Below are 19,273 nucleotides of genomic sequence, written 5' to 3' on the forward strand. Positions count from 1 at the left end.
TGAGTAATGGAAAGACAGGGCCGGATAATTATCAGGGGTATCGTACAGGGTGTGGGGTTCCGTCCTTTTGTCTATGCAAAAGCACATGAACTCGGAATAGTTGGAACAGTCCAGAATGCCGGGTCAGAAGTCCGTATTAACGCCTATGGTGATAAGTTCGAAAAGTTTAGAGACCTTGTTGCTGACGGAACACCCCTCTCAGTGATAGACTCAGTAGAAACCCTTCCCATACAAGGTCCATGGCCGGACTCATTTTCAATAATTCCAAGTGCCGAGGGATCTCTCACCGGACTTATTCCACCTGATGTTGCAACCTGTGACGACTGTATTGAAGATATATTTAGGATATCAGGAAGATATGAAGGTTATTTTGCCACCTCATGTGTGAACTGTGGACCACGATACTCGATCATCAGAACACTCCCTTATGACCGGGAACGTACAGCGATGGATGAATTCCCCCCTTGTAATGAATGCACAACTGAATACGTAGATCCGCTTTGTCGCCGGCACCATGCCCAGACCATAGCCTGTAACTCCTGTGGACCACAACTTACCCTTCTTACTAGTACAGGAGAGATCCTACAAATCCAGGATCCCATCAAAGAAACATCAAAACTCCTTGATCAGGGTGAAATTTTAGCAATCAGAGGAATAGGAGGGTTTCATATCGCCTGCATCGGGGATGTCGCCGAAGAACTCAAAAAGCGGCTTGGCAGACCTGAGCAACCTCTTGCCATCATGGCTCATCTGGACGTTATCCGGAAACTCACCGATATCTCAAATGAAGAGGAAATAACTTTGAGGAGTCCGGCTGCTCCAATAATGGTTCTTGACAAGAAGGATCCTACAGCAATTTCACATGTAAGTAATCTACACACTGTCGGCTGTATGCTCCCATATACCGGATTGCATCACCTGATCTTCGCAGCCCTTAAATCTCCATTCCTGATCATGACCAGTGCCAATGTCCCCGGGTATCCTATGATAACGGATCAGGAGCAGATTGTTTCCAGGTTATCAAAAACGGTTGGATATATCCTCACTCACAATCGGGATATCGTAAACCGTTGTGATGACTCAGTAATCAGAAAAAACCTGATTATCAGGCTTTCCCGGGGACTCGCACCAAGGAGGGTGGCACATGACCTTGGAAACGAGGCCATTCTGGGGGTAGGCCCTGAACTCAATGCAAATGTCACTATTTACCGGGATGGGTTCACAATAACCTCACCCCATATAGGAAATGTTAGAAATCCTGCTACCTTCGCCTACCTGACAGAGACAATAGAAAGACTTTCCAGCCTGTTAAAACCAAATATCAAAGTAATTGCCCACGATCTTCATCCTCAGTTTCTCTCAACACGTTTTGCTAAGGAGATGGCTGAAGATATCGGTGCCACAATTATTCCAGTTCAGCATCATATGGCCCATATTGCCGCTGCCTGCCAGGATCCATGCGTTGGCATTGCCATTGATGGTGTTGGGTATGGAACTGACGGTACAGTATGGGGAGGAGAGATCTTTACCGGTGAGGTACCTCATTTGAGTCGCGTTGCCCATCTGCAACCGGTTTTAATGCCAGGCGGAGATTTAGCAACAAAATTCCCTGAACGAATGTTGTATGGGATCCTTCCAGATGAGCAGACAGAACAGATCTTAACTTCGCGAGGCTGGAGTGAGCCAGACCTTAAAATTTTAAGCCAGCAGGTTAGTAAACGGTTCAATACAGTTCAGACAACAAGTACAGGGAGAATCCTTGATGCAGCAGCTGCACTCCTAGGGATCTGTAGACAAAAAACCTATGATGGAGAACCTGCGATGAAACTTGAATCTGCAGCATGGGGAGTGAAACCAGAACTGTGGCCACTATCCTTTGGAAAGGACCAAGACAGTAGAATTCTTGATACTTCATCCCTCCTCATGATCACCAGGGATAAGTACGCCAGGTCTGAAAGTGATGCAAGTGCAATTCAAACGATTGCTTCCTCATTCCAATTTAACCTTGCACGGGGTATCGCTAAACTCGCGATTGACGCTGCCGAAGAAGAGGGATATACGAATATCGCACTCTCAGGGGGTGTTTCATATAATGAAGCAATAAGAAGAACGATTGCAGAAGAGGTCAAAACACAGGGAATGAAACTGGTTATCAACAGAGAATATCCACTTGGTGATGGGTGTATCTCATACGGTCAATGTGTTTGGGCAGGAATGAGCAGACAATAAATATTGATGCCCAGATTCTTAATTAAAAAAAATTATTTTGATTTTGTCTCTATAATTGAGGTTTTCCTGACAATGGCTGAATTGTCATTGTTCTCAACCTCAAGTGTAACTGTATATCGCCCGATGCCCCCGTACACGTGTAAGGGGTTCATTACAGTGGAATATACACCGTCGCCAAAGTTCCAGTGCCATTTTGTGGGAATTCCCTCAGAACGATCAACAAATTGGACAGATAAGGGTGGCACTCCTGTCACTGGAGTTGCAGAAAAATTCGCAACTAGAGGGACAGGGGTTGGAGTTGGAGTAGATGTTGCCGTTTTTGTCGGAGTTGGCCCACTACTATTCACTATAATATATCCCGGTTTTGTTACTGATGCAGTTCCCCCTTCAGAAAAGGTAACCGTTAATGAAACCGGGTAGGTACCTGATGCATATACATGAGACGGACTTTGAAGATCGGACGAAGTACCATCCCCAAAAGACCAGATGTACCCGGATACAGAACCATTAACCAGAGGAGTAAAGACGACCGTCAAAGGGGCAGCGCCCGAACTTGGTGATGCAGTAAAATCAACAGTTCCAGGAACCGGAGTTGGTGAAATGGTGACAGTAGGGGTCACCGTAGGGAAAGAAGTGGGTGTTGCTGTCGGAGTTGACGTCGCTGTGACCGTGACAGTAGGTGATGCAGTAGGGGCAGGAGTGGCCGAACCGACAGTTATCGTTGAATTGACTATTGTTGCACTTATTGGTGAACCACTATCATCTGTCAGTTCCCCAATTGATGCTACCATACTCGTGGTACCTGTAGCAACTCCTTCCATAGAAAAAGTACAGAGAGTCACATTTGTTGCGCCAGCTTCTATCCCACCCGTGAGATCAACACCAACAACCCTCACTTGATCAGCAGGCAGAGTGGTGCTGTTTTTCATCGTATACACTGATGGAAATGTAACAGATACAGGCCTCGCAATTCCAACAGGGGTCATCGAGGTATCAATTTTAAAGCCCGCGAGTCCATTCGGTACCGAATCCAAGACCAGAGCAGAAGAACCGGTAGAACCTGTGCCAGCAATAGTTACATTCTGAATTGTCAATGTCACAGCAGAAGACACAGAGATAAGAGAACAAAAGAACAAAATCGATACCAAAGCAGGAATTATTCTCCGACGTAATCCATCACATTTTTTACTCATGATCTCAACCTTTGGTTCCATGCTCCATATTATTGAAAACAAAAGAGAGAGCCTCAGGGGCTCATGTTCACATATTCGACAATCTTGTTAGTCGGTGGGAAATATGGCTGATCATAGAAGTAACTCTGGATGACTGCAAGCCCATTCCTGACATCAAGGGTATCAGTCCAATTTGCATATCCATCCTTAACCAATGTCAGGTTATGAGTTCCTACAGCCAGGTTAAGAACCATCACATCAGTCATACCAACTTTCTTATCATCAATGTATGTTGTTACCAGTTCCGGGTAGGTCACAATGTATGCGGCTCCGGTCTGTGGGGGATCAGCAACAAGTTTTCCAATCTCAGCATAATGGGGCACCATCTCATATCCGGATACGAATGTAGGCAAAACACCATTGTTTGCAATTACCGGGTCTACTATGTCATAATACCCTTCTTTATGAAGCCTGAGTTGATAGGTTCGGGGTGTAAGGTTGGTTACATTTACCGGGGTAATGCCCTGGTACGCATTATTCAGGTAACATTCTGCCCCATCAGGAACAGAATAAATTGTCATTGAAGTTTTGTCTCCACGCTGTGGCATCCTCATATTTGCAGCAACAATGTAGTTTGCCCGTGACGTTTCGTTGCTGTACTGGCTGTTGGAGGCATTTAATGAGACAGAGTAGATTCCAGGAATACGATAGATATGTTGCGGATTCTCTACGACCGACGTTGAATCAGATGAATTATCACCAAAGTTCCATAAGAATTTTGTAGGGTATCCTTCTGATAGGTCTGTAAATTTTACGGTCATTGGTGAAGGTCCACTGGTTACATCTGCTGTGAAGTTAGCGATAACTGTCGGAACTGGTGTCGGGGTTGCCAGTTGCACAATTGTTTGAGTAGGTGTGGGAGTTATTGTGGGAACTGTTGTGAGTGTCGGGGTTGCCGTAATCGTTTGTGTTGGAGTTACTGTTGGTGAACTCGTTATGGTCGCTGTAGGTGTCGGAGTGATAGTCGCGGTAGTTGTAGATGTTATGGTTGGCGTAGGACTAGGAGTCGGTGTTGAGGATGAACCTCCTACTACGATTCCAGCCTGTGACATGGAAAACTGAATCGCATTCCCACTATCATCTGTAAGTTCTGACACCGTTAGAACAAGATTGGTTGAACCTGCTGCAACTCCCTCAATTGTAAGAGTTGCAACCGGAACATTGGTAGCTCCTGACTTAATGGTGTCCGAAAGATCAACGGCCGTTATATTAACTGACTCTCCTGGAAGGGTTCCATCCACATTTTTCATTGAGGCCCAGTCAGGCATCGTAACAGCGGTGATCTTTGCAACTCCGGATGTGGAAAGTGCTGCATTTAATTTATATCCAGCAAGGCCGGTGGAGACTGTATCAATGGTAATCGGAATGCTGGCACTCTGGCCAGCTCCGCTGATGCTTACCCCTGATAGTTCAATAGTCGTTGCTGATCCTACCCCGACAAGGAGCAGGCATCCAATAAGGAACAATGCAATTCCATTTCTTTTCTGAATCATGTTATTCACCATATCTTCACCAGTGTGAGTAGGCATCGAAAAATTTCTGGATATCATTGCCATCAACTACCCCATTATAGTTATAATCAAACGGAGCGACAGGATATGAATTCAGGTAATCTTTTGACCATTGCTGGAAGAAAACCGTAACATCGTTCGAATTAACAATCCCGTTACCATCAAAGTCATCAATCAGACCGTCATGCGTCAAGTCTGGTTTGAGATCATTTGGAGGTGTTGTATAGCCAATCAAGGCACCGACTGAACTTACGCGTATCGGAGCACTTGTTGACGTCAAACCCATGAATGAATCGCCAAACTGAGCGGTTGAAGCTGAAACGTTCAGGCTCATCACTGCAGAACCGGATGCCGATCCATAGAGTGTGATGTTACCGAGAGAGACATTTTGCGACCCATATCCAATTCTGCTAGATGTATCAAGCCCCGCAAGTGTCAGGTATTGTGCCTTGCCTTCAGGACTTGCTGTTACAGACCATTTGTCTGCATCAATCCACCAGGGATGATCAACAACAAGACCGAAGTTAGTTGCATTTGTACTGTTCAGATCCAGTTTGATCTTAAAACTGGAAAGACCATAGTCTGCCCTGCTCAGGCTGACCTGTACCTTTCTCCAGTTGTTTGAACCTGTTGTCATGTTCACTACCGTTGGGTTAAACACAACCGTCCCTGAAGTACTTGCATTGTTGATCTGAATTGTTTGGTTTACCGAGCCACCATACTGGCCGTACTTGTTCCAAATCATAAGAAGAACCGGATATAAACCAGGAGTCGGATATGAGTGAGACGGAGTACCTGAAACATTTGTTACACTTCCATCCCCAAACATCCAGTACCATTCTATTGGGCTGCCTGAACTGGTATCATTGAACTGGATTGGTTGGGTTACAACTCCAGAGGATGGTGTTGCTGTAAAACTGACAGACATCGGGCTAGCAACGCCAATAGACTGATTGTACATCATACCGGTCGTGGAAGTATTTGGCCAAGTGTTATTTGCTACCTTCAAAACTGGTGTGAAATCCCCTACAACGCTGTAGAGATGAGTCTGATTTACCCAGTTATTATTTGCAGGCCATGTAGAATCACGGGTTTGAGTGCTATGGTTTCCATCACCAAAATCCCACCATGCATTATCAATAAGGTTCGAAGTTGAGGTATCTCCCTGGAAAAAGACACTGAGAGGAATTGTTCCGTTATACTTGGTATAGAGAGCCGGAGCTGTTCCATTAAAGAGCAGAGTTGGACTGATATTACCGTTGACTGTGATATAATCCTCACGTCTTGATAAACTGGGATCACCACACTTATTCCAGACACTCAGATTAACGGAGTATACTCCTGGATTCCAGTACGTGTAACTTGGGTTTTTCGACGTACTTGTAGCACTCACATTGGAATCATCAAACTTCCAGTTCCAGGTAACAGGAACTCCGTCAGACTTGTCATAAAAATTCACAGTAAGGGGTGCAACTCCGGTTACCGGAGACGCCTCAAATCCAGATGTGACATTTCCATAAACAGAAACATAATTCGTTTTAGTCAAAGTACTAGTTCCGGCAACGTTTGAGGCTTTCAACGTAACCGAGAAATTCCCACCTATACTGTAGACATGTGACACATTCTGTGTCGTAACTGTTGCACTGTTATCTCCAAAGTTCCATTCCCATGCAGTAGCAGAACTGTTGGTTGAGGAACTTCCAGAAGTGTCAATGAACGACACCTCTGCTCCAGGACACAGTTCAAGGCGATCACTTCCAGTTGTATTAGTGAAACTTACATATGGGGGTGCCATAACCCGGACTGCTCTCTTCACCGATGTATAATTACAACATGTTCCAGTCAGTGGTGTCAATGTTACATTGTACGTTCCAACTGAGGAAAACTGGTGAGTCGGATTCTTCTCTGTTGAATTCTGGGTCCCATCTCCAAAATTCCATTGGTATGATGCCGGAGTATAATTGATTACATCTGGGGAGAATGAGATCGGAGCCTTCCATGGAACATCAATAGGTGTCTGTGAGTTGTTATATGCCGGGAGGGTGAAATTTGCAGAGATATACGGATTACATACAGTAATTGAAGTCGGGTTTGACATCGAGGAGCCAGTATAAGAGTACAATGTCAATGTTGGCTGGTATGTTCCAGTTGTATTGTACTGATGAAATACATCTACTGCAGTAGCTCCAGTGGTATTAGTATTCCCATCTCCAAAGTTCCATATCCGTTGCACGATATTTGCAGAGGTCGCTGAGGTATCATTGAATCTTACGACCAAAGGAGCGGGACCACAGGTGAGGTTCGGAGAAAAGGAGGCTAGCAGACTGCTTTTTCCAAACTTCATAACAAAGGCATCATAGGTGTTGGAACTATACGTCTCTAAAATACCTCTGTCGATTCTACTGCCATTATACCAACTTGAATCACCAACAGGATATGTTGACTGATTAATCCAGTTCAGAACAGGAAAACAATCATTGGTGCAGTTGCTACCACTTACGAGATCCTGAATTGAAGGTGAATCAGTCCACCCGGTAATATAAACTGTGTTTCCATCCCCAGACACCGCAACTGCGTGAGATACCTCGCTGCTACTCCCACCAAAGACGGTAGAGTATACCCAGTCACTCCCGGCCGCATTCACGCATGTCAGGAATCCATCCTGATCACCGGTGTAGGTGATAGATTTAATAGAGTCATACTTTGGGAAACTTTCTGATTTTGTATATCCTGTCACATACGCACGGCGACTACTATCTACTGCAATGCCATATCCCCAATCATCTGAGCTTCCACCAAGATAGGTCGAATAGAGAAGGCTTGCTCCGTCAGTCGAGAATTTTGTGACATAGGCATCCTTTTCAAAGTAATCATACACCCACCCTTTTTTCTTTTGTTTTGCATACGTAGTGACCGGGAAATCAGTCGATGCTGTGGCTCCGGTCACATAGGCACTAAAGTCTGAATCGATTGCAACCGCTTCACCGTAGTCGTACCCTGTTGAACCTCCAAGATAGGTTCCATACACCAATGGTGATGAAGCAGCAAAATTAAACTTCATTAAAAATGCATCTTGAGTCCCTTTCAACGTCTTCTGGTAACCGGTCGCAGTTGAGGGGATCAGATTATTCGAGGATGTAGTTCCGACAACATACACCATCCCCTGGCCGTCTACTGCAATGCCATTTCCAGATTCTGTATTACTACCACTAATGTAGGATGAATACTCCAGGCTATTTCCGGTTGGATTGAGTTTCGAGACAAAACCATCACCCATCACTGCATTATTATTTGGAGATTCCTGATATGCCCCGGATGTTACCGGGTAGTTTTCTTCAGTTTTCTTCAGTGGGCTGTTCCCAACAGTTGAACCGGTGATATATGCAGCACCCAGACTATCAACAACAATATCATTTGCCTGATCCGCAAAGTTTCCACCAAGATAGGATGAATACCAGAAGTTAGTTCCATCAGCACGGAGTTTAGTCACAAAAGCGTCATTTGAACCATGCAGGCGTCCTCCATTCTGAATCGGCAATAAAACAGGGAAATCAGAGGAGTATGTGTCACCGGTTATGTAAACATTGTTGGAACTGTCCACTGCAATACCCCGGCCGAAGTCAGATGAACTTCCTCCAAGGAATGTTGAGAATGCAATTGAAGCATTGCCATTTGAATCCGTAGTGAGTTTGGTAACAAAGACATCCCGGCTGTTATGACAGTATGTTCCGTTGTAACTAATCGGAGAGTTGACATTTAGAGGGTTTACAACAGGGAAATTACAGGATGAGGTATACCCGGTTACATATGCATCGCCGGAACTGTCAATAGCAATGTCCATTCCATAATCCTCAAGAGCCCCTCCGAGATAGGTTGAATACTGAAGGTACGGATCGATGATCAGGGTGTATGCAGGATTATAATCGCCCAGTTTAAATTCGACTCGGTTATTGTCAAGTACAGTGTAATTAGAACTGACTTCTGATCGGGTTCCATTTATTTCCTGATAACTTACCGGTGCAGCTTCGATAAGGTTTCCAAACTTTGTTTTGACAATCAATGATCCGTCAGCAGCCAGTGTTATGTTCTCAGCACCAGAGTAAACCAGTTTAATGGATTTGGGATCCGCACCCGGGCTGACCTGATATTCTCTCTTGAGTACCCCTTTTTCGCCAGCATATGACAGGTTGATACCTGGCAGGATACTTGCATACTTGATCTCTCCATACCAGGGAACATGTTGCTTATATGCCGACTCATTCTGGCCCATGAGGAAATTGGCATACCCCGGGAGTTGATTAATTGCCTCGATGTCAATACCGGCCCGGGCACCTTCTAGGGTGACAACCAGCGGGTGGAGCCCACTCTCATCGCCGCCTGTATCATTCCCACCAACACCGGAGACAAGCAGCCCGTCCTTAGTAAAATCAAAGGAAAAGTCCTGTGATTTTGCCTGATATTGAATGATATCAGGCGACTGTCCTACATTTTTAATAAACTGGACAGGCTGGGAGGAGAGTTCCTCAATTGAAACATTACCTCCAGTCGTTACACTCCCCGCTGCCGGCATCCAGCAGACCAGCAAAACAAGGAGCGCAGTTATCAATACATTATGTTGTATTCGTATCATCTCATGCATACCCCCGAACCTTTTTTTTGTAGCACGCAAATCCCCCACATTTTATCTGAAATATAATAATAATCCTAATTATTACATTTCATTAGAGGGCCCACATTCCCGGGCTTTCCTTTGCTAAACAACACCCATCTCATACCATGTACAATATGACAAGGATGTCTTTTTATGGATTATAAGTGTTTCTAAAAATAGTGGACGAAATCCGTTATTATCGAAAACCGGAAAGATGAAAGAACCCGTATCTTCATTAGAGGCAGAAAAAGAATTATATTAGGAGCCTATATTCAAAAATACGTATAAATTCGGGAAATGCGCCTATTGGTTATCCTTCCCTGTAACACTCTCCTCTTCATCTGAGGTTACTTCCCTTCTCATAGAAGGGAAGAGGATGACCTCCTTGATCGAGGTGTTACTGGTACTGAGCATAACCAGACGGTCAATTCCAATACCCACACCACCTGTCGGGGGCATGCCATACCCAAGTGCATTCACAAAATCGTAGTCATGCATTTGGGCTTCTTCGTCGCCAAGACGGCGTTTCTCTTCCTGGGCTTCAAACCGTTCAAGTTGATCCAGAGGATCATTCAATTCCGAGAACCCATTTGCAAGTTCCATTCCAGCGATAAAGAGTTCGAACCGCTCCACATACCCTTGCTTTTCCCTATGCACCTTTGCAAGGGGAGAGTTCTCGATTGGGAAATCAATGATAAATGTTGGCTGAATCAGTTTCTCTTCAACCAGAGTCTCAAAGAAAAGAGGAAGGGCCTCGCGGTGGCTGCAAACAGCCTCTATTCCTTCCACCCCGAGAGTTTGTCCTTTCTCCTTGAGTTCTTCAAGTGTATATTCAAAGATGTCAACTCCACCAATGGTCTTCACTGCCTCGTCCATCGGCATTGAGTTCCAGGGAGATGAAAAATTTAGGGTCTGTCCTTCATAGGTGACCTCATATCCGCCAGTCACTTCCTTAACAATACCGGATATTATCTCTTCAGTCAGGCTCATCATATCTCTATAATCAGCATATGCCTGATAGATCTCCACCATTGAGAATTCAGGGTTGTGACTGGTGTCAATATCCTCATTCCTGAAGTTCTTGGCTATTTCAAATACCTTCTCAAATCCTCCGACTACTAGCCGCTTCAGATAGAGTTCAGGAGCAATCCGCATGTACAGCTTCTGCTCAAGGTAGTTGTGGTAGGTTGTAAACGGCCTGGCATTTGCACCACCATAGATCGGTTGAAGAGTCGGAGTCTCAAATTCCAAAAATCCGCGTGAAATCAAGTTATTTCTAAGCTCGGATAGGATCCTGCTCCGGGTCCTGAACGTCTCCCTGCTCTCCTCATTGACGATCAGATCCAGGTATCGCTGTCGATATCGTTTTTCCAGATTCGTCAGACCATGAAACTTTTCAGGCAGTGAACAGAGTGCCTTGGTTAGGAGTTCAAAATCATCAACCCAGAGAGTGATTTCGCCAACCTTGGTTCTAAACACTCGTCCCGTGACTCCAACAATATCACCACGCTCAACCCCTGATTTAAACACTGCAAACTTCCCTTCAGGGAGTGAATCTTTTCTGATATAAAGTTGGATTCTTCCAGATTCATCCCCAAGATCGCAGAAAAAGGTCTTGCCGTGATCACGGACAATGTAGATCCTGCCTGCAGTCTTTACCTGTTCAGGGGAGGGGTCGTGGGTTGCCGAATCGAATGCTTCCCTAATATCGGCAATCGTGTGGGTTCTCTTAAATGTTGGAGGATAGAGAGGGACTCCTTGATCCTCAAGAAGACTTCTTTTTGCGAGACGCTGCTCGTCGAACTGTAACGCTGGATTATCAAATGACATGGTTGATGTATCTCCTCCCCCTGGTTTGCCCTAGTTGCTGACAGTCTATCCGGGACGGGGGAGGGGCTGACTAGTGCAAGCCCCGACGGTTATGACCTGTTTATATTCAGCAATACCGCAATATTCGCTTAAATTATCAAGGGCAGGCCGGAAATAACCTTCGTAAAAAGAGGAGGGTTTTGAGTCCCTGGGAAAAAACAGATACGTGTAAGAACAAGAAAATAAAAAAAGGTCAGATCTTCCTGACGTAATAAAAACCTATAATCGCAAGTGTTAAAACGATCAGAATGGGGGAAGGCCAGGGTACCCCATTAGACGTCGTTCCTGCAGCTTTGGTGTCAGAGGTTAGTGCAGTATTTATCTGAAGCACCTGTCCTGGTATGACTTCAAAAGACGAATTATATTCCTGATATCCATCAAGTTTTATTGAGTAGGTATGCTTTGCTGAACAGACGGCTTCAACTGTAGCAGGAGTTGTTCCTTTCAGTTGCCCATCAACAATGATATCAGCACCTGCAGGATCTGAACTCACCATCACGAGGCCGCATGCCTGTGGCATAGGGCTTGGATCCATCTGTACTGTCACCGGAGTAATTACTCCTGCAGTGGCCATAACCATGGCTTCAAAATCTTCGTAATTCCTACTTGTGATATATATTCTATGACTTCCCGGAGAGACATTAGAGATCTCAAGAGGTCTTCCTGTTTCAGTCAGTCCCTGGTATTGATCATCAAGAAACACAGTGGCGCCCGGAGGTTCGGTGGTTACAACAATAAAGCCTCCCGATGCACCACTCGCCGGATGTAGAGAGGCATACACAGGGGTTATCACCTGATTCTGAACTGACACCCATTCAAGATAGTCATCATATCCGGCACGACTAACTTTAACTTCATGCCGACCGGGGGGAATATTTCCTACAACAAGATTGGTTGTTCCTGCATACACACCATCTACATACGCCATGGCCCCACCGGGATCTGAACTGATTTCAAATGTCCCTGAACCAGTGCGGATGGTCAAGTTCGCTGCAACCTTGGCAGTCTCCCCAGGATGAATCTCAACGGTTCTGACAAAGGGTTCATACCCCATCATAACCAGCGAGATCAGATGAGTTCCAGTCGGCAGATTATGATAGGTCCAGGGAGCCATCTGCCCATTTCCGTTGTCAACTGTTACCATCGCACCAGAAGGGGATGAACTCACTTCCAACGTGCCTGTGGTTGCAACCGGAACTAGTACTGCCATTACCGGGATCATTCCACCTGACTGAACAGTCTGATTATAGGTCTGTTCCCATATCTGGAAACCCTGTATCATGACCCTGATCATCGTTGCATTGGTAGTCATGGCAGAAACAGGAACTATCACCGGAGTCTCACCGGCAAATGCTCCATTGACTATAACATCTGCACCTTGCGGATTGGATTTAACCTCGAAATATCCCATTTGGGTCTGCTGAGCTGATACTGGAGTCAGGAAAATTATGAAAACGATTGCCAGAAGGTATACAGATCTCCCTAGTGGGAACATCTCCCTCATCATAACGGTAAGGTTATCAGGTTGTACCTGAAAAAATATCGGTTACATTTTTCCGATGAGGAATGCTGGCTGATTCAAAAAACAGAAGGAGAGGATCTGATATGGTGCAGATAATTGATGATAATGCACCATTGCAATTACAATTCATATATCATGAAGAACAGATACTGTACCGGTAAACTGATGCGAATCTGTACAAGTCCTAACAGCGGATTCTTATCACCCTCATTTTTCTTCGTGTTTAGATAGGGGGCTGGAATTTTCCAGTCCCCAGGTACTGACAACGCAGACAGGTTACCGTAGGTCTTCGATAATTATGTTAACTATATGTGGAATCTCTGATCCGACGATTATTGCCGGTTATGTCCTATCTATAGGATTCGCTCTCGCCTGTATCGTGTATGGACTGATAAACTGGAACAGGGGAGGATAAATAAATGCCAACAGATCCGATTGTCACTCTGGCCATTGTTCTGGTTTATGTTGGGATTACCCTTATTCTCGGATATATAGGATATAGAAAAACCAACCATGCGGAAGATTACTTACTTGCAGGCAGAGATACCCATCCGGTTATCATCGCACTTTCGTATGGTGCAACGTTCATCTCAACTTCTGCAATCGTAGGGTTTGGAGGTGTTGCTGCAAATCTCGGAATGGGCCTCATCTGGCTGACTGTATTCAATATTGGAATTGGTATTCTTCTCGCATTTGTGATATTCGGAAAGAAAACACGGGAGAAAGGGGTGGAAACTGGTGCAGTCACCTTTCCCGATCTCATGGGAAAGATCTTTCAAAGTCCGGGACTGCAATTTCTCTCTGGCCTGATAATCCTTATCGGCATGCCACTCTACACTGCAGCAGTTCTGATCGGTGGAGCCAGATTCCTGGAATCAACCCTCAACATCTCCTATACCTCTTCACTTATTGTCTTTGCAGCAGTGGTTGCGATATATGTAATGTACGGAGGACTCATCGCAGTCATGTACACCGACGCATTCCAGGGAGGTATCATGTTTGTCGGGATGACATTGCTCCTGGTGCTTACCTATGTTTACTTAGGTGGAATCACTACTGCAAATTCAGCCCTTGATGCAATGTCTAACCTTGTCCCTGCATCACTAACGGCCCAGGGAATGACTGGATGGGCATCAATGCCTAATATCGGTTCGCCTATCTGGTTCACTCTGATAACTACACTTGTTCTGGGAGTGGGAATTGGTGTCCTGGCCCAGCCCCAGCTGGTTGTCAGGTTCATGACCGCAAAGGACAACCGTGCACTTAACAGGGCTGTTCTTGTAGGCGGGCCATTCATCCTGATGATGACTGGAGTTGCCTTTACCGTCGGTGCTCTCACCAACGTCTATTTCCTACAACATACCGGAAAGATAGCAGTGGACGCTGCCGGAGGAAATATCGACTCTATCATACCGGTGTACATTAACCAGGCAATGCCCGAGTTGTTCGTGATCATATTCATGCTCACGCTCCTTTCAGCAGCCATGTCCACGCTCTCGGCCTTGTACCACACCATGGGAACCGCCCTTGTATGTGATATCTGGGGTCGGGGAAAGACCTGCGCTCTTTCAGTCAGGGCAAATCAGATTGGATGCCTGATCATGATGATTTTGAGTGTAATCCTCGCCCTGTTAATGCCTGAGGGGATTATCGCCAGGGCTACAGCAATGTTCATGGGACTTTGCGCCTCAGCATTTCTTCCCGCCTTCGCTGTAGGGGTCTATTCGCACCACCCTTCCCGTGCCGGAGCTATCTGGAGTATGGTTATAGGGGCTCTTACCTGGTTCTTCTGGACTGCGTTTGTACATACAGCAGAAGCTAAAACACTTGGGATTTCCCAGGTCCTCACAGGAGTGCAGACGATCCTCGGGCTCCCCTGGTCTGTCATCGATCCCCTCGTGTTTGCACTGCCTCTTTCCTTTATAGTCATGATACTCTTCCAGTTCAGGGAACGTGTGCAAATACGACAGAATTCATGCTGAAAAGGCTCATACTCTTTTTTTGTTTATCCGAGAAATATATTAACGAATGACCCGTAATCAGTCATACAATAGCAGTTGGTGTCAAGTTCAGATCTATTTCGTATACTAAGGTGGGATTGCAATAAAATCGAAGAGCACAATATTAGTTCTTGTTCTGCTCGTGCTCTATTTGACAGGTAGTGTAACTGCTGGATCCCTTCCTCAACCTACGAACCATTCACCCGAAGATACAACCATAGCCACTAATATCGATGAACACAAAACCCAGGGAGATATCCTTGTGAGAAGTAACGGGATACGGGAAACCTTTGGTGTGGCAGGGAAAGGAATCAAGGTTGGGGTGATTGCTAACGGTGCGCAATCCATCAATATCTCTCAAAAAACCGGGGAACTTTCTGCAGTGCATGTCCTTTCTGAAGGAACTGGTGACGAAGGGACGGCAATGCTCGAGATTATCCACGACATCGCTCCTGATGCAGAACTCTATTTTTACGCATATGGCAGCAGCTCAGACACATTCAAAACCGCAGTGACAACCCTTGTAAACGCAGGGTGCAATGTCATCTGCGATGATCTCTACTTCTTCCGCCAGCCATTCCTACAGGACGGGGATGTTGCTGATTATATCAGATCCGTCCTCAAGGCAAATCCACGTCTGATCTACGTGACAGTGGCCGGAAACTTTGCCCCACTCCATTATCAGGGACCCTGGAAGACCGGGTTATCATACGGAAAAAACCAGACATTACAGGATTTTGCAGGAGGAGCCTGTGCAGTGAATATCACCCTTCTTCCTGATGAACGGGTGATTGCTACGCTCCAGTGGGATGATCCCTGGGGCAATTCATTCACGGACTATGATCTGATACTCACTGATCCAAGAACAGGAGCAGTGCTAGCAACCAGCAACTTCACACAGAACGGAACCACCGATCCCTTTGAACATCTCGTTTACGACCCTTCAGGACCAAACTCGGAGAAGGTATCTCTTCAGATTGTTAGAAACGGACAGACCGCAACTCCCAACATTCTTGAACTGTTCATCAGGGGTGTTGATGCGAAAGGGGTTGATAATGCATTCATGAAAGATCCCACGGACTCGATATTTGGCCATGCAGCAGTCGAAGATGTTGTAACAGTCGGATCTGTAGAACCGGTTCCCCCCTTTACTATATCACCGGATTCATCTCATGGGCCTGTGACCATCAGGTATCCTGTTTCGACTAAACGCTGGAAGCCAGATATTTGTGCCCCAACCAATGTCAATGTCAGTGGTGCAGGGAATTTTCCAAATCCATTCCCGGGAACAAGTGCTGCTGCACCACATGTTGCAGGAGTCATAGCCCAGCTTTGGAGTGCTTTTCCTGATGTTTCCCGTGACGAACTGAAGCAGGTGATCTACCAGAGTGCCGATGATCTGGGTGCTCCCGGATGGGATGAGATTTACGGGTACGGACTGCTCAATGCAGAACGGTCTTACCGGTTGCTCTTTGACAAAAACAAACCTGCCTACAACACAAGCGAAGCGATCCTCAAATCATAATGCTGGGAGCCAGGATTATCCTGCGTGATCCCATCTCCAGGAGAAGGTCATCAAGTTTGAGCTCGTCATAAACGAGCATCTCTTTCAGACATTCCCCTGGAAGGAAACAAGTGAAGGGTTTGTCAGTTTCCAGGAAATGCCAGATCCACTCAGGTGGGATATTTAGATCCACGTTTTCCATGCCTAGTCTTTCCATAATCCAGCCAGAGGTGATATCCGGGGATGAGAGCCGGATAGATATACCGTCAGAACCTGCTGTAAGAACTCTGAAATTTTCATTCCTACATGCCTCTTTCAGGTAATGGCAGAGTATCCTGTTCCATTCATCACCGAGGAATGAATATATACTCATACAATCCCCCTCACTACGCACCACAATAGAATCGGGTCCTACTCCCTGTGGAAGAGATGACACAAAATCATTGACTCTATCCCGAACTAGATCAGGAAACGGAAGATCTAAAAGTCCATTTCTTGCGATTTTTGCTACCTGCTGCATCAGGAGAAAACTCGTTCCCTGAAAGGTTCCCCCAAAGACAGGGGGATCTGCTGGAGACTTAATAGGAGTGGCCTGAATACCATCCTTTTCTGAATGAACTCCTGTTGTAACCCATGATATACCACCCAGTCTGAAAGAGCCTGTCCTGCAGCGATCAGCACTCCTGGATGATATTGTCCCTATAAGATCCCCTCCAGACGATCTCACCTTACAGATTTTTCCATCACCGATTACCGAGAACAGGGAACCATGTTGCTGACCTGCCCATGCCTCGAGTTTTGGGCCGGGCATACAAAATTCCTGATCAGGAAGAATGTACCCCTCGCTGATCAGCGATGAAATGATGAGCCTTATCCGCTCATCAGAGATCCTCTGACACCAGTTACATCCGGATACACTTCTGATCAAAGTCTCCATAGAGACTCTCCACTTTGAGAGAAGAGTGATGATGATCTGTTGAACCAGAACCCGGTATGGGTATCTGATTATCCGGACATTCTCCACAAGATCTAAAGCAGCTGAAGATATTGCGGCAGCAACCAAGACGGTCTCTCCAGGATCCCTCAGTATAAAAACCATCTGGGCACAGTTGCCTCTCCTCCCAACCCTCCCCAGGCGCTGGAGAAATGAAGAGACACTGAATACGGGACCAGAGTGAACCACCAGGTCAAGTGCTCCGATGTCAATTCCCAGTTCGAGTGTTCCTGTACAGATGATAGTTCCGGATTTTCCCTTACTAAATGCCTGTTCAGCCTCACTTCGAGTTGCTGGTGAAAGTGATGAGTGGTGCACAAAAACCTCAAGACCGGTTCCTTCAAACAGACTTGAGAGAATCTCGGCTTCCCCCCTGCTTCCTGCGAATATGAGTGAGCGTTTTCCCTTGATCAGGGGCAGAATCCGGGTGTTCTCTGAACCATCCCACCCACACAGAAATGTAAACTCACGAAGAAGGGTTTCATGTTCTGCCATGATCACCTGCGAACCAGTACCCCTCCTACTTATCCAAGATAGGACCTCATCCGGGTTTCCGATGGTTGCAGATAAACCAATTCGCTGAACTGAAAGGCCCGACTTCTGTTCCATTTTGGATAGGGATGCCATGAGCTGGCTTCCCCGCTCAGAAGATGCGAGTGAGTGAACCTCGTCAATAATGCAGACTCTGATCCTCTCTACAAGGAGGGAACCAGAAAGACCCTTCAGAAGAATGGTCAGGCTTTCAGGTGTTGTAAGAATTATCGCAGGAGTATCAGAAACCGGAATTTTGGACCCAGGGAGATCACCATGAATCTGGAGAACAGAGAGATGGAGTGGAGTAAGCATATGGTCAAGTCGGACAGCCATGTCGATGATGAGGGCCTTAAGAGGAGAGATGTACAAACAGACCGGTAGATCTGGATGCCGGTTTAAGATCATATCCAAAACCGGGATAAACGCTGCCTCACTCTTTCCTCCTGCCGTTCTGGCAGTAAGGAGGATATCATCACCAGTACAGATCGGTTTGTATGCGAGTTCCTGAATCCCCGTGAGATCCTTCCATTGCAGGGTATGACTGATAACCTGTTTCAGTGAGGGATGAAGCTGAAAAAAAATCGAGTCAACAGTCATTACCCGGACCGGATTACACTATATTGAACGCGACTTTGATCTGCTGTTCAAGCTGTGGTCGTGGAAGAACCCCTGCAATCTGGTTTATTACCTGACCGTTCATGAAGAAGAAGAGCGTCGGTATTGCACTGATCCCAAACTGGTAGGCAATATGCTGGTTCTCATCAGTGTTGCATTTTGCAAACTGTACTTTCCCAGCAAACTCACCTGACAGGTCTTCGATCACTGGCGCGAGCATCCGGCACGGGCCGCACCAGGGTGCCCAGAAGTCCACAATTAGCCGGGGATATTGGTTCACAGTATCGTTAAAATTCTGTTCGTTCAGAACAAGGATACCACTATGTGGGCCATCTCCCGCGGATGCAGGAGGATCGAACCGTTTTCTGAGCTCCTCCATTTTTCGCTCCCTTATCTCCTTGAGTTCATCATCCATACCAACTAGTTGTCAGATCCAGCAATAATCTTTCTAGCATAATTAGGGGAATATATATATAGATCTGGCACTAACATTGTAGTCCTCATTAAGCGAGGTGGGGTAGTCAGGATATCCCGTCGGGCTCATAACCCGAAGACCGATGGTTCAAATCCATCCCTCGCTATTCTGTTCTCTGATGTATTCACTTTACTTTT

At 46.0% G+C, this 19,273-nt stretch carries 11 protein-coding genes and 1 tRNA gene; 5 read left to right on the forward strand and 7 right to left on the reverse strand.

Features of this window, described 5'->3' with window-relative positions:
- The first annotated feature begins 6 nt into the window (after positions 1-6).
- Positions 7-2,229, forward strand: coding sequence for a carbamoyltransferase HypF (gene hypF / locus DK846_RS09550; protein ID WP_109968705.1), 2,223 nt, complete (start codon positions 7-9; stop codon positions 2,227-2,229).
- A gap of 32 nt (positions 2,230-2,261) precedes the next feature.
- On the opposite strand, the gene DK846_RS09555 is transcribed toward hypF, so the two are convergent.
- From DK846_RS09555 to DK846_RS09575, 5 genes are all read right to left on the reverse strand, one after another.
- The gene (locus DK846_RS09555) at positions 2,262-3,443 is read right to left on the reverse strand and encodes a PKD domain-containing protein (RefSeq protein WP_109968706.1); all 1,182 of its coding nucleotides are present in this window, start codon (positions 3,441-3,443) and stop codon (positions 2,262-2,264) included.
- A 32-nt stretch (positions 3,444-3,475) separates the two neighbouring features.
- Positions 3,476-4,954 (reverse strand): PEGA domain-containing protein, encoded by a 1,479-nt coding sequence (locus DK846_RS09560; protein WP_146201193.1) that lies wholly within the window; start codon positions 4,952-4,954, stop codon positions 3,476-3,478.
- A gap of 16 nt (positions 4,955-4,970) precedes the next feature.
- Positions 4,971-9,602, reverse strand: a complete 4,632-nt coding sequence (locus tag DK846_RS09565; RefSeq protein ID WP_181391709.1) for a PKD domain-containing protein — start codon at positions 9,600-9,602, stop codon at positions 4,971-4,973.
- 324 nt (positions 9,603-9,926) lie between these two features.
- The gene (gene lysS / locus DK846_RS09570) at positions 9,927-11,453 is read right to left on the reverse strand and encodes a lysine--tRNA ligase (protein WP_109968709.1); all 1,527 of its coding nucleotides are present in this window, start codon (positions 11,451-11,453) and stop codon (positions 9,927-9,929) included.
- Positions 11,454-11,685: 232 nt separating this feature from the next.
- Positions 11,686-12,987: a PEGA domain-containing protein gene (locus DK846_RS09575; RefSeq protein ID WP_181391710.1), complete on the reverse strand. Its 1,302-nt coding sequence runs from the start codon at positions 12,985-12,987 to the stop codon at positions 11,686-11,688.
- A gap of 325 nt (positions 12,988-13,312) precedes the next feature.
- Between DK846_RS09575 and DK846_RS18215 the strand changes: the two genes are divergently transcribed.
- From DK846_RS18215 to DK846_RS09585, 3 genes are all read left to right on the forward strand, one after another.
- Positions 13,313-13,429, forward strand: a complete 117-nt coding sequence (locus DK846_RS18215) for a symporter small accessory protein (protein WP_342769660.1) — start codon at positions 13,313-13,315, stop codon at positions 13,427-13,429.
- Positions 13,430-13,433: 4 nt separating this feature from the next.
- Positions 13,434-14,996 carry a sodium:solute symporter family protein gene (locus DK846_RS09580; RefSeq protein WP_109968711.1) on the forward strand — a complete coding sequence of 521 codons (1,563 nt, stop codon included), beginning with the start codon at positions 13,434-13,436 and terminating at the stop codon, positions 14,994-14,996.
- A 160-nt stretch (positions 14,997-15,156) separates the two neighbouring features.
- Complete coding sequence (locus DK846_RS09585) at positions 15,157-16,539, forward strand: S8 family peptidase (protein ID WP_109968712.1); 1,383 nt, start codon at positions 15,157-15,159, stop codon at positions 16,537-16,539.
- Here the strand turns inward: DK846_RS09585 and DK846_RS09590 are convergent.
- Both DK846_RS09590 and trxA read right to left on the reverse strand, forming a co-directional pair.
- Positions 16,529-18,643: a DEAD/DEAH box helicase gene (locus DK846_RS09590; protein ID WP_109968713.1), complete on the reverse strand. Its 2,115-nt coding sequence runs from the start codon at positions 18,641-18,643 to the stop codon at positions 16,529-16,531. The genes DK846_RS09585 and DK846_RS09590 overlap by 11 nt on opposite strands.
- A gap of 13 nt (positions 18,644-18,656) precedes the next feature.
- On the reverse strand, positions 18,657-19,040 hold the full coding sequence (gene trxA / locus DK846_RS09595) for a thioredoxin (protein WP_245926514.1): 384 nt from the start codon (positions 19,038-19,040) through the stop codon (positions 18,657-18,659).
- A 127-nt stretch (positions 19,041-19,167) separates the two neighbouring features.
- Here trxA and DK846_RS09600 point away from each other — a divergent pair.
- Positions 19,168-19,242: transfer RNA gene (locus DK846_RS09600), tRNA-Met, on the forward strand.
- Positions 19,243-19,273 lie beyond the last annotated feature (31 nt).

The organism is Methanospirillum lacunae, from assembly GCF_003173355.1.
GTDB lineage: Archaea > Halobacteriota > Methanomicrobia > Methanomicrobiales > Methanospirillaceae > Methanospirillum > Methanospirillum lacunae.

What these genes read in the sequence shown, in the direction of transcription:
- hypF (WP_109968705.1), top strand. Translation starts at nt 7, where the DNA reads ATGGAAAGACAGGGCCGGATAATTATCAGGGGTATCGTACAGGGTGTG.
- DK846_RS09555 (WP_109968706.1), bottom strand. Translation starts at nt 3,443, where the DNA reads ATGGAACCAAAGGTTGAGATCATGAGTAAAAAATGTGATGGATTACGT.
- DK846_RS09560 (WP_146201193.1), bottom strand. Translation starts at nt 4,954, where the DNA reads ATGATTCAGAAAAGAAATGGAATTGCATTGTTCCTTATTGGATGCCTG.
- DK846_RS09565 (WP_181391709.1), bottom strand. Translation starts at nt 9,602, where the DNA reads ATGATACGAATACAACATAATGTATTGATAACTGCGCTCCTTGTTTTG.
- lysS (WP_109968709.1), bottom strand. Translation starts at nt 11,453, where the DNA reads ATGTCATTTGATAATCCAGCGTTACAGTTCGACGAGCAGCGTCTCGCA.
- DK846_RS09575 (WP_181391710.1), bottom strand. Translation starts at nt 12,987, where the DNA reads ATGTTCCCACTAGGGAGATCTGTATACCTTCTGGCAATCGTTTTCATA.
- DK846_RS18215 (WP_342769660.1), top strand. Translation starts at nt 13,313, where the DNA reads ATGTTAACTATATGTGGAATCTCTGATCCGACGATTATTGCCGGTTAT.
- DK846_RS09580 (WP_109968711.1), top strand. Translation starts at nt 13,434, where the DNA reads ATGCCAACAGATCCGATTGTCACTCTGGCCATTGTTCTGGTTTATGTT.
- DK846_RS09590 (WP_109968713.1), bottom strand. Translation starts at nt 18,643, where the DNA reads ATGACTGTTGACTCGATTTTTTTTCAGCTTCATCCCTCACTGAAACAG.
- trxA (WP_245926514.1), bottom strand. Translation starts at nt 19,040, where the DNA reads ATGGAGGAGCTCAGAAAACGGTTCGATCCTCCTGCATCCGCGGGAGAT.